We start from the raw sequence: 12,030 nt of genomic DNA, 5'->3' as shown, positions 1-12,030 counted from the left end.
CCCCCCCCCCGCCAACCCCGAACTCATTTTTTTTAATGATACGGAGACCACCGATTTATAGATTTATGCGATCGTCTGCAGGGTCTGATGTTTATATGTGACTGATATTAGCGTTATCAATAAAAAAGGCCATGTGATCTACCACATGGCCTTATATCTCATCTCTGTCGTTATTTTATAATAGTTAAATCATTTTTAGGTATACAACAACACGCTAATACTTTTCCTTGCTCACGATCTTGTGGTGATAACGCTGGAACATCGGGTTGTTCAACCTCCCCCGACACGATGGTTACTTTACATGCACCGCAAAAACCTGCTCGGCAACTGTAGTCCATAGCAATGCCCGCATTCTCTGCTTGCTCTAACAAGGTTGCTTGGTTATTACCTTGGAATACTTGCCCATCAATCGACAATTCCACCGCTTTCTTTTCTTGCTGTGCACGGCGTACAGGACCAAACACTTCTTGATGATAGCGTGATGCCGACATGCCCATATTGAGTAATAATGTCTTTGCTGAATCCATAAAGGCATCCGGACCACACACAAAGACCTGACGCTTATCTAGATCGCTGATCATGGCTAAATGCCCAATGCTCAATCGTCCTGATTCGCCTTGCCAATCACGTTTAGGCTGACTGAGTACAATGCGTAAGTCTAACGATGGGTGTTTTTCCTCTAGCGCATGTAACTCTTCTAAGCATGGAATATCTGCTTCAGTACGGCATTGGTGGTAAAACACCACATCACGCACACGGTCGTTGTCTGATAAATAACGGAGCATTGAGAGCATTGGCGTGACACCACTACCGGCTGATAACAACAACAGTTTGTCGGTATGTACGCCGAGGTAAAAATCACCACTTGGCGAATCCGCCACCAGCGTATCACCAACTTGAAAATGCTCATGCAACCAGTTAGACACTCGTCCATCATCAACACGTTTTACTGAAATTCCATAACGCCCAGGTCGTGACGGGCTAGAAGATAAGGTATAACGACGAGAAATATATTCGCCATTAACTTCTAATTGAATCGGTAGGTGTTGCCCCGGCAAATAAGTCGGTAACGCTTGGTTTTCTTGATGTGACTCAAGCCAGAACGTGGTGAAATCTTGTGCTATATCTTCACGCTCAACACAAGTTAGTTGTAGCTTCACATCGCTGTTATCGACATAAACCTCTTTCGGCTTGGTCTCTAACACTTCAATTTCATCACCCACTGTGATGATCCCTTCATTAAGGGCAACAAGATTTTGTCCGAAATAAACATTACCCGATGCATCAGCTCGAAATTTTGCCATTGTCACTAATGGCTCTTTCGCTTGATTAAACGAGGCAGTTTGAGGATCGACAGTCGTTAGAATACAGCGAGCACAAGGTTTTACTGCTTCAAATTCAACCTCACCAATACGGATACGCTTCCAACCATCTTCGGCAAAAGCTTCAGTATTACTGACGACTAAATTGGTACGAAATTGATCCATGGTGTGACGTTCACTACTACGTTCATTAAGCGCCTGTAGCGAGGCTTCACTGATCACTAATAATGGATAACCATCAGCGAAACTAACATTCTGTTGGATTTTAGGACGTACACGGTTGGATTGCTCACCAGTAAATAACAACTGTACCGACTCACCGATAATATCACTAAACCATGCATTGGCTTGCTCTGTGGTGGTATAAGCGACAAATGTATCTCCCCACACAGTCGAGGATGCATCTTCCATTAAAAACTCTTTATATTTCAATGATAGATGTGATTTATCACCGTAGCTTAGGACTAAACCGTCTGCGAGTAACGCCGCTTTCACTTTCACCATCTGCGGGTATTTTCGTGCTGTGATCATATCGCCGGAAGGCTTGGCAACCATAAATCGGCGATCGAATGCTATGCCTTGTTTTTCTACCCATGCTTGAGATTGACTAACACCAGCGATAGATTTAACTGGAAAAACATTCAATTGGGATAATTTAGGTGTTCCTGATGAGCTCACAACATTCTCCATTATATTTGTTTTAGCTGCACCATTTTAACTTATGATTAACAGGTATGAAGAACAAATAACGCATTTACTACATTAATATTTTTAAACACTAAAAATGCATATTTAAATTACGTGATTTTATTCTTCTGAAATCTGTCTATTTTTTTCTCGTGTGCTAAATTCGGCTTGTATACCCTATAAGCTTAAAAATGCAAGCTTTAACATAAGTTACCTCTAGGTCACTCGGTATTTCTTAACTCACTGTTTTTGGCACTTGATTGCTAAGGATTTACTATGCCACTCATTCATTCATTTTGGCGCTACATCAAACATTACTTCCCCAACACTGGTTTACGCCATATTCATACTTCACTCGCTACCTTAGTTATCCTGCAAATCTTAAACAGTAACTTTATGCACATGACCCACACCGGTGAGATCAAAGGTGGCCCACTCTCTACCTTTTTCTTATGGGTACATATTGTTTTAGGTGTGCTAACCGTTGTGGTGACATTGGCTATGATCGGCTACATGTTAACTAAACAATCATTTCGCCAATTCTTCCCTTACCTATTTGGTGACAACGCAATTTTGCTTGATGATTTAAAACAGCTACGTCACGGCAAATTACCAGAGCCACGAGAAAAAGGCTTAGGTAACATTATTCAAGGTTTAGGTATTGGTGCGTTGATCTTAATTGAAGCCGCTGCATTAGTATGGCTTGCACTATGGTTAAGCCACTCACCTTATGCCAACGATGTGCGAGAAATCCATAAATCGCTAACAGGTTTGATTGAAGTATATTTGATTGGCCATGGTGGTATGGCACTACTTCACTTCTTTATTGAACGTAAGAAGTTCGCTTAATTTTAAAATGCCCGTATATACCCAAGCGACTTCAAGATGACTGATTCAGAGCGAAGTCACTGAGTTGAATTCAAGGAAGGCAAGGAAGCGGAATAGCGAGCTCTTTCCAAGTTGTCTGACGTAAGAAGTCGGCTCAGTGACACGCTCCCAAAGGGCGAGCGTCCTTAGCTCTCAGACCTTGTTACCGATTCTCAATGTAGAACCACTATATCTTCGAATCGTTGCCGCGACTGAGAACTAAGGTCGTCTCGCTGAACACTGTATCTTGACGTTACTTGGGTATAAAAAAAGCAGAGCCTAGGCTCTGCTTTTCTGTATTTGAACTGTTGGTATTAACGTTTATCGTTATTTAGCTTTCACAGCCCAACCACATTGTTGTGGGTAGATTCGACGAAACACTTTTTTATTGCGCTTCTTCAATAAGATGTGGCAGGTTTCAATTAATAAACCAAACGCCATGGCAAAATACACATATCCCTTATTGAAATGGATCTCAAAACCTTCTGCCATTAACATCGCACCTAACATCACAAGGAATAGTAATGCTAAGGTTTTAAAGCCAGGGTAACGAGAAACATAATCGTTGATCTTCTCAGCACATAGCACCATCACCACCGCAGATGACAAAATCGCCGCAACCATTAACGGTACTTCACTTGTCATGCCCACCGCAGTGATCACTGAATCCATCGAGAACACCGCATCAACGGCAACAATCTGCAATAAGACTAAAGCAATACCTGCGCGAACTTTACTTGCTTCTTGATGATGATCACCAGAGAAACACATCCATAGTTCTTTTAAGCTTTTCGCTAATAAGAATGCACCACCACCAATCATGATCAAATCACGGCCCGAGAACGGAGCACTTGCAATAGAGAATAATGGTTGTGTGAGTGACATTACCCAACTGATCGAGAACACCAGACCGATACGTGCAGCAACAGCCAATGCAATACCGAGGTTTCGCGCCAATTTACGTTGATGCTCAGGTAAGCGTTCACAAAGCACTGAGATGAAAACAATATTATCCACGCCTAATACCACTTCTAGGGCAAATAGGGTGGCAAATATCATCATCGCTTCAGGTTGAAGGAAAAGATCTAACATTGAATAGACTCCTTATTTAAGGAGCTCAGGAATAGAGAACAACTCGAGGGGTCGTCCATATGTATTTTATACCTCATGTAATTTAAGTAGCGCTATTCAATCATAACGCTTAATAATCACAATCAAGATTATGTAACCAGATGTAACATATTAACTGTCAAACCAATCATCTTTAGCTATATCTTTCAAGTAAATCATTAAATAAATGAATAATATTGAAATACACCTCTCAAAATGTAAACTCAAGGTTTTACTTTAGACTACATTAATAAGAATAATGAAAAACAAATCTCTTTTATTTGCTGTTTTAGTAAGCGTATTTTCAACCTCGATCCAAGCAAAAGATCTCGTAGATACTTTAAATTCTGTAGATAATGGTCTTCAGAAACTGCAAAACAGTATTCAAGAATCTAAGCGTCAAATTAGAGAAAGAAAAGAGCGTCGTGAGCGCATCGAAAATGCGTGGGAAAATTTAAAAGACGACGATTATGTTGAAAAGCGTTGGGATAATTATGTCGATCAACAAGCACGTGAACGTAAGCAACGTGCTGAACAACGTAAACGCCGATTTGTCGATAAATTAACGTCAGATCTTAATAGCGCTATTCGGGATGCTACCAATACTCACTAATCGCATATTGCCGCATAAAGGAAAATCATGAAAAAAGCTTGGCTCATTATGATCGCCGGTTTAATTGCCACAGGATGTTCATCAAACCAAGTTGAATGCCTCTATAACTGTAAACCCACTTATCCTAACCATAATGGGAATATAAACACTGGTAATGTGAATAATGAGCAAGCGATGCAGGCATTATTAGCTTATCTTGGGGTACAAGTGAAAAAGCAATGGGGGGATGATGAATTCCTTCAAGCAGGTAAACATCGTTATGTGAAGTATTTCGATGGCTATCGTACTCGTGCACACATTGATTTTGATAGCGGCAAAATTTACGTTTCCACTGTTGCGCAATACGCCCCAGAGGCAACACTGAAAAAAGCGATTGAAGAAACCTTGCTGATGCCAGCCGATCCTTCTCAGGTTGATTTATTCAGTGATAAGTCCATTCCACTAAACGGTAAGCCTTTCCTACTTGGGCAAGTTAAAGATCATGATAACCAAGATATTCAGTGGCCGTGGCGTGCTGGGCGTTTCGCAGATTATTTAATTGAAAATAAGTTGCGCACCAAGCCTCTCAAACGTGGCACCGCTTACTATGTTGAAATAGATATGGTGAGCGATCACCTTGAGCAACGTGAATACCAATATGCAGATTTAATTAAGCGTGCTTCTCGCCAATACGGTATTTCAGAAGATCTGATCTATGCGGTGGTAAAAACAGAAAGCAGCTTTAACCCGTTTGCTGTCAGCCACGCTGGGGCTTATGGCCTGATGCAGGTTATTCCGAAAACCGCAGGTGCTGATGTCTTTAAGCTGGTGAAAAACAAACCGGGGATACCGACCAAAGATTACCTGTTTGATCCGGCAAACAACATTGATACGGGTACAGCGTATTTGCACATTTTACAAACCCGTTATTTAAGGGATGTGCGAAATCCAACCACGAAGCATTACAGTATGATTTCCGCTTATAACAGTGGTACAGGCGGCGTATTATCAACCTTTGATTCAGATAGGCAACGAGCAATGGATAAGCTCAATCAACTACAACCGAATCAAGCTTATTGGGCACTCACGAATAAGCATCCCAAACTTGAAGCTCGTCGTTATCTTGAAAAAGTACTGAATTTCCAAAAAGAATTTCAGTCACTATAGTCTCTATATACAAGTGACTTGGTTATAAAACAAAGCCCTACCATCGAGATAGGGCTTTCTGTTTTGTATCGTTAAGCTTGGATCGCTTGGCGTGTAAAGCCGTTATTTTTTGCTAATAAGTCAGTGGCAGTTTGAGCATCGACACCTGCAAGGAGCATGACAATTGCTGTTTTACAGTGACCATTACATTGAGTAAGTGCTTGCTCTGCTTCTTCACGGCTACATTCGGTAGCTTGCATCACAATGTTTTTCTGGCGTTCAACCAATTTAGCGTTGGTCGCTTCAACATCCACCATTAAATTGCCATACACTTTACCAACACGGATCATGGCTCCCGTAGTTAGCATATTTAGCACTAGCTTTTGCGCTGTACCTGCTTTCATGCGAGAAGAGCCCGTTACCACTTCAGCCCCCACCACAGGGGTGATTGCCACATCAGCCAGTGCTGCCATTGGGCTTTGTGGATTACAGCTAATACAAGCGACTATCGCGTTTTGTGATTTTGCGTATTCCATTGCCCCTATGACATAAGGTGTACGACCACTGGCAGCAATACCAACTAACACATCTTTTTCGGTAAAATTAAGATCAATGAGATCTTGCGCCCCCATTTCACGATTATCTTCTGCGTTTTCAACCGCTTTTAAAATTGCTTGATGACCACCAGCAATTAAGCCGACCACTTGCTCTGGCTTACTACCGTAAGTAGGTGGACACTCACTTGCATCTAAAATACCTAAACGACCAGATGTACCAGCACCTGCATAAATTAAACGCCCACCTTGCTGAAATGCTATCGCAACCGCATCAACCACTTGAGCAATTTCAGGTAACACCTGCTCTACCGCTAGCGCGACTTTTTTATCTTCATTATTGATCACCTGCAGCATTTCTACTGTCGATAACATATCGATATTTTGGCTAGCTGTATTGCGGCTTTCAGTGACTAATTGGGTCAGATCAATCTTCAAGGTTTCGTCCTAGTTTTTATTCATTCTTTATCAATCATAATCAAGAAGCATATCAGGCTCTAGCTTCTTGCATACAATTAACATAACACAATAAATATCACGGTAATTAAGCGTGATTCAGGCTATTATCAGAGCAAATGTCTGAACTGTTATTACCATGACTGCACTTGATAAAATCGCCAGCCTACAATCACAATTCTCCCCTAATGGTCAAAAGATTGCGACTTTAGTATTAGCGCAACCTGAATTGGTGGTGTCGCTTTCTTCTCAAGAATTAGCAACGGCAGCGAATGTCAGTCAATCAAGTATTGTAAAGTTTACCCAGCGGATTGGATTTAAAGGTTTTCCCGCTTTCAAAATGGCGATCAGCGAGGAGTTAGCACGTCACAATACTATTGGTGGCAACGTACTTAACCAGTTGCCCACTCAACCAGAGACTAATAATGCGCTTGCGAGTAGTTTAAGCAAAATGGCACAGCAAAAAGCCAATGCGATCATCGATACCACTAAAGCGATAGATGTTGATTTACTCGAACAAATCGCAACGACATTAAAATCAGCCACCCGCATTCAGTTAATTGGACTGAGCTCTAATGCATTAGTGGCTCATGATTTTAATAACAAATTACTTTCGTTAGGGCGACCTGTGATCCACAGTGCAGATCCATCACTACAAAGCACTATTGCTAACACGTTAACAGAGCAAGACGTGCTTTTTATCCTTAGCAATAATACTGAACATCAAACATTACAGTTAGCTTCCCATGCCGCTAAACTTCACGGTGCTACTATCGTTGTGATCACCACACCTGATGATTTGCCATTAACCAGTCTTGCTGATTTCACCTTGTTGATGCATTGCGAGCCATCGCTACATAGGATTGCCAATCAGCCTTTTACTCTCCACCTTGCAGCACAGCAAACTCTGACCGATATCTTGTGCCTCGCCATCCAAGAGTAACACCACCAAGCATTTACTTTTTGTTACCATTATTCACAACGTTCAGGGAACCCTGTTTTTGATATACTGTCAGACTATAAACATTTGGCATAAAACATTATTTTGCTAGTTATTTGCAGCACTGTATAAGATTGACGTTTCGAAAGTAACTATCACTAGCTGCTACACTCATTACCGAAAAAGAAGTCTGACGTATTATGAGTTCATCACACATTCCATCTGCACCTGTTTCATCAACCAACAGTGATCACGCAGCGCAACCAACACCACAGCCACCTAAGAAAAATAAATTAAAAAAGGTCGCTAAGTGGACATCCATTGCTTTACTCACGCCAATCATTGCAGCAACAGGTGTGCTAGCGTACGGCGTTAAGATTGATTTAACCGAGCACCGACATGATATCAACCAATGGTTAAGTTCTACGTTAGATCGTGAAACAACCATTGGTGGTGACATGTCACTGACCTTATCGTTTAGCCCTGAAATTGAGCTTAGCGATGTCACCATTGCGAATACCGAAGCCATGAAATGGGAACCGATGCTGAAATCGGGATACATTGGCGCGAAAATTTCGGTATTACCACTGCTCTCTCACACACTAAAAATCGATTATCTTGATCTAAAAGATACTTCCCTACATTTGGTCAAAGATAACCAAGGCAATCCAAACTGGATATTTGGCAAAGATCCGCAAGCTAAACCTAAGCAATCAACCAGTTCTACCCCATTTAAGTTAGCGCTAAGTAACAATATTCAGGCAGATAAAGTTGCCGTTGATTACTTAGATCAACAAACAGGGCAATACACCAATGTGTACTTAGAGCAATTAGCATTAACCAAACCAGATAAATGGCTATTACAAGCCAAAGGTAATGCGATGGGGAATGACTATGATGTATCACTGGCAGGTGATTTGGAATCATTGATCAATGAGCAACAAGGTAAGCTTGATGCAACGGGCAGTTTTGCAGGTGCGAAGCTCAATATTGATGCCGATATTCATCCGTTTCGTAGTAACACACCTTCAAAAGCCAAAGTAAAGCTCGATTGGGTTGATACTGCGCAACTGGAATCTCTACTGGATATTGATTTACGTCATGCAGCACCGATGTCACTGACAACGCAGATCACCGCATCTAGCAAAGGAATTTCACTGGCTGATATTGCGTTAACTAGTCCGATCACGTCAGCGAAAGGCTTCCTTGATATTTCTCTGGCACAAAACGACAAAGCGCTTAACCACATTAACGGCAAACTCAACATTCCGTTGATCGATCTGCGCCCATGGTTACAACCTCAGCCGCCTGTGATGTACGGTGTGGGTTACGCAGCCGCAGCACCACAACAATCCCCACTGCAAAAAGCCCTTGACCAATGGTTAGTGAAAACCGAAACCCATCTTGATCTATCTATCGATGAGATCAAAGGCTTAGGCACGCCTGTCAATAACATTTCACTTAAAGTTGAAGGTGATAAAGGTAAACTTCATGCCCCAATGACCGCCAATATTGCCAATGTGCCATTTCGTGGTGCAGCCGATATTGATGCCACTCAATGGACATCAACCGTTGATGTTAAATTGGGGGCGAAAGATTCTCAGTTAGGTGAAATGGCAGGTTGGATTTCAGGCATTCCACACGCTAAAGGCCACCTTGAAAATGCCCAGCTGCAGCTGACAACCCAAGGCACTAAACTTCAAGATTGGATTGATAACAGCCAGCTCGCGCTTAATATCGATAAGGCTCATCTTGATTGGGGAGCAAAAGCTTCATTTGCCATCGATAAAGCGGTATTAACCTCAGGTATGGAGCAGCCATTTAGCTCTGACATTCAAGGTCAGATCATGGCGATTCCAGTTCAGATCACCGCCAAAGCTGGCACATTGTCCGATATTATTAATCATCGTAATTGGAGCCCATCGCTACACTTTGCTAGCCCAGTTATCGATATTAAAGCCAAGGGTGAATTTGTAAAAACTAACTGGCAAAAAGGCAGTTGGTTAGATTTAACAGTGCACAGTGATGATGCAGGTAAGCTAAGTCCGTGGCTCGGCACGCGTGCATCTATGCATGGAAAAATCGATTTTAAAGGCAAGCTGACCAATACTGGCGATTGGCTAGCATTAGATATTCCGACCATGGCATTAATGCAAAGCCAAGGTAAAGTCGATTTTAAGTGGAAACAAAACACTAAAACACCATTCTTACAGCTCAATGCGCAGTTTGATACTTTAAATTTTAATCAACTTGGACAATTTGTTGATCGAGGAAATGTACCGACAGTTGAGCAAACCGTACCAACGCAAGGCGTAAACCTTGATATGCCATTACTTAGCAACAAGGTCGTAATTGCTGATGCTGACGTAAAACTTGGCGTAAATAAAATGCTTTGGGCTAATCAGCAAATTGATGATACCCAATTTAGCGGTCAACTTCGCGGCGGCAAGTTAGCTCCTGCCCCATTTAGTGCTCGTTATGCTGGTAGCTTGTATAAAGGTGATATTTCACTGGATATCAATAATAACGCTATCCAATCCCAGCTACATCTAGGGGTAAACAAGCCTAATATTGGTCAGATCTTAAAGCAATTCAATGTCACTAATGATCTTGGTATGACACTTGATAGCGCTAAGTTATCTTTGTCATTATCAGGTCGTACTGTGCTTGAGTTGATGGAGCAAGCTAAAGTCGAAGCTCAATTAAACGGTGGTAAGCTGCGTGTTGCCGATACCTATACTGGCAAAGCGTTTAATGTTGCACTTCGCCAAGGTAAGTTTATTACAGGTCCTGATACAGCCACTCACTTAACCATTTCAGGTCAAGCTGCTGATAAACCGGTTAACATTGTGATTGATTCAGTCTCACTGAAACAAGCCAATGATGGGCGCAAATCCGTGCCAGTGACATTAACGGCTAATGTAGGTGATATTGCCCTCAATGCTGAATCCGATGTATCACTTCCAATTAACCCACAAAAGCTCAACTTAACCTTTAAGGCAACAACACCTAACCTAGATCGCTTCAATGCTTTTACTGGGCTAGAACTGCCCCCTTATGGTCCGGTAACTGTCGCAGCTTCACTGTCAACCGATAAGCTAGGCTATCACTTGCGTAATATGCTAGTTCAAGTAGGCAGCAGTAAATTACAAGGTAAAGGTGATTTCTTACCGCCAATGAAAGGCCAAGACCGCCCGACTGTTTCATTAGATCTTCGTGCACCATTTATTCAAATTAACGATTTTAAAGTTAAAAATTGGCAAGCATGGTTACCTAAAGACAGCAAAGAAAAGACTGCGCCAGCTAAAGCAACAACAGACAAACCAGTACCCGTGCTTAGCCCAGAAGGTTTAAATAAGCTTAATGCTAATTTTAAACTTAACGTTGGAGAGGTTCGTTCAGGGAAAGACTGGTTAGGGGCAGGAAAATTAGACTGGACATTGCATAACGGTTTACTGAGTTTAAATCCGCTACACATCAAACTTCCAGGTGGTAATGTTGATATTAAAGGCTCAGTGAAAGCACAAAAAGAGTTGTTTGATATTCATTTAGAAGGCTTAGTGAAAAACTTCGATTACGGCATTATTGCTCGCCGTATTGATCCTAAAACAGATATGCATGGCAAAATTAGCTTTAAGTTTGATTTAAACAGCCTTGCAAATACGCCAGATAGTTTAATGAATAATGCTAATGGTTTTATTGGCTTTGCAGCATGGCCAAAAGCTTTCCAAGCTAACTTAATTGATCTTTGGGCAGTGAGCTTAGCCGATGCGGTGTTACCTAAGTTTATGAACAAAGATAACTCGGTATTAAACTGTGTTGCAGGTGGCTTTAATGTCAAAAATGGCAATATGACCCAGCGTGATTTACTGCTTGATACCTCACGTATTCAAGTTCATGGCGCATTTGATGCCAGCTATAAAAATCGTGATTTCAGCCTGTACTTATCGCCAAAATCAAAGCGAGCACAAATTTTCAGCCTACAAACCCCTGTTGAGGTAAATGGTAGTTTTGAAAAATTCCATTTTGGTGTGCCGCTGTCAGCAATACTCGAAACCTCAGTACGCTTTACTACCAGCCCAGTAGTCGCCCCACTGCAATGGCTATTTGAAAAGCCGATTGCAGCCAATGGCTCTGCTGAATGTCAGCGTATTTGGCAAGGTGAGTCGTAATTTTATGTTATTCAATTAGATATATAAAAAAATAAAACGCCCCGATAGCATAATGTTATTGGGGCGTTTTATTGAATAAGTAGTTAAGCTATCTGTCACCAAGGTATTTATTTTTATACGTCGATGCTTTTGCAAATAAAAACAATGGAAATAAGATAAAAATTAAACCTACTGCGTATTCAAC

8 protein-coding genes are annotated in these 12,030 nt (G+C 41.6%); 5 read left to right on the top strand and 3 right to left on the bottom strand.

What is annotated here, in order from left to right:
* Positions 1-170: 170 nt before the first annotated feature.
* Entirely contained in the window at positions 171-2,012 is a 1,842-nt protein-coding gene (locus E5A76_RS13940) for a hybrid-cluster NAD(P)-dependent oxidoreductase (RefSeq protein WP_161119288.1), read from the bottom strand.
* A gap of 273 nt (positions 2,013-2,285) precedes the next feature.
* Between E5A76_RS13940 and E5A76_RS13935 the strand changes: the two genes are divergently transcribed.
* A complete protein-coding gene (locus E5A76_RS13935; RefSeq protein ID WP_053987670.1) occupies positions 2,286-2,858 on the top strand; it encodes a cytochrome b/b6 domain-containing protein in 573 nt (190 codons plus the stop codon).
* A gap of 345 nt (positions 2,859-3,203) precedes the next feature.
* Here the strand turns inward: E5A76_RS13935 and E5A76_RS13930 are convergent, their stop codons facing one another.
* A complete protein-coding gene (locus tag E5A76_RS13930) occupies positions 3,204-3,968 on the bottom strand; it encodes a TerC family protein (RefSeq protein ID WP_161119287.1) in 765 nt (254 codons plus the stop codon).
* Positions 3,969-4,245: 277 nt separating this feature from the next.
* Here E5A76_RS13930 and E5A76_RS13925 point away from each other — a divergent pair, with 277 nt between their 5' ends.
* Together E5A76_RS13925 and mltC are read left to right on the top strand one after the other, a co-directional pair.
* Positions 4,246-4,599 (top strand): hypothetical protein, encoded by a 354-nt coding sequence (locus E5A76_RS13925; RefSeq protein ID WP_161119286.1) that lies wholly within the window; start codon positions 4,246-4,248, stop codon positions 4,597-4,599.
* A gap of 27 nt (positions 4,600-4,626) precedes the next feature.
* Complete coding sequence (gene mltC / locus E5A76_RS13920; protein WP_161119285.1) at positions 4,627-5,745, top strand: membrane-bound lytic murein transglycosylase MltC; 1,119 nt, start codon at positions 4,627-4,629, stop codon at positions 5,743-5,745.
* Positions 5,746-5,816: 71 nt separating this feature from the next.
* Here mltC and murQ read toward each other — a convergent pair whose 3' ends face one another.
* Entirely contained in the window at positions 5,817-6,716 is a 900-nt protein-coding gene (gene murQ, locus E5A76_RS13915) for an N-acetylmuramic acid 6-phosphate etherase (RefSeq protein WP_161119284.1), read from the bottom strand.
* Positions 6,717-6,873: 157 nt separating this feature from the next.
* Between murQ and E5A76_RS13910 the strand changes: the two genes are divergently transcribed.
* Positions 6,874-7,677: a MurR/RpiR family transcriptional regulator gene (locus E5A76_RS13910; protein WP_107166371.1), complete on the top strand. Its 804-nt coding sequence runs from the start codon at positions 6,874-6,876 to the stop codon at positions 7,675-7,677.
* 197 nt (positions 7,678-7,874) lie between these two features.
* Entirely contained in the window at positions 7,875-11,846 is a 3,972-nt protein-coding gene (locus tag E5A76_RS13905; RefSeq protein ID WP_161119283.1) for an AsmA family protein, read from the top strand.
* Positions 11,847-12,030 lie beyond the last annotated feature (184 nt).

The organism is Photobacterium lucens, from assembly GCF_009873615.1.
Taxonomy (GTDB): domain Bacteria; phylum Pseudomonadota; class Gammaproteobacteria; order Enterobacterales; family Vibrionaceae; genus Photobacterium; species Photobacterium lucens.
The sequence above is the reverse complement of the archived record's forward strand: the minus strand, read 5'-3'. Positions and strand labels throughout refer to the sequence as shown.

What these genes read in the sequence shown, in the direction of transcription:
- E5A76_RS13910 (WP_107166371.1), top strand. Translation starts at nt 6,874, where the DNA reads ATGACTGCACTTGATAAAATCGCCAGCCTACAATCACAATTCTCCCCT.
- mltC (WP_161119285.1), top strand. Translation starts at nt 4,627, where the DNA reads ATGAAAAAAGCTTGGCTCATTATGATCGCCGGTTTAATTGCCACAGGA.
- E5A76_RS13905 (WP_161119283.1), top strand. Translation starts at nt 7,875, where the DNA reads ATGAGTTCATCACACATTCCATCTGCACCTGTTTCATCAACCAACAGT.
- E5A76_RS13935 (WP_053987670.1), top strand. Translation starts at nt 2,286, where the DNA reads ATGCCACTCATTCATTCATTTTGGCGCTACATCAAACATTACTTCCCC.
- E5A76_RS13925 (WP_161119286.1), top strand. Translation starts at nt 4,246, where the DNA reads ATGAAAAACAAATCTCTTTTATTTGCTGTTTTAGTAAGCGTATTTTCA.
- E5A76_RS13940 (WP_161119288.1), bottom strand. Translation starts at nt 2,012, where the DNA reads ATGGAGAATGTTGTGAGCTCATCAGGAACACCTAAATTATCCCAATTG.
- E5A76_RS13930 (WP_161119287.1), bottom strand. Translation starts at nt 3,968, where the DNA reads ATGTTAGATCTTTTCCTTCAACCTGAAGCGATGATGATATTTGCCACC.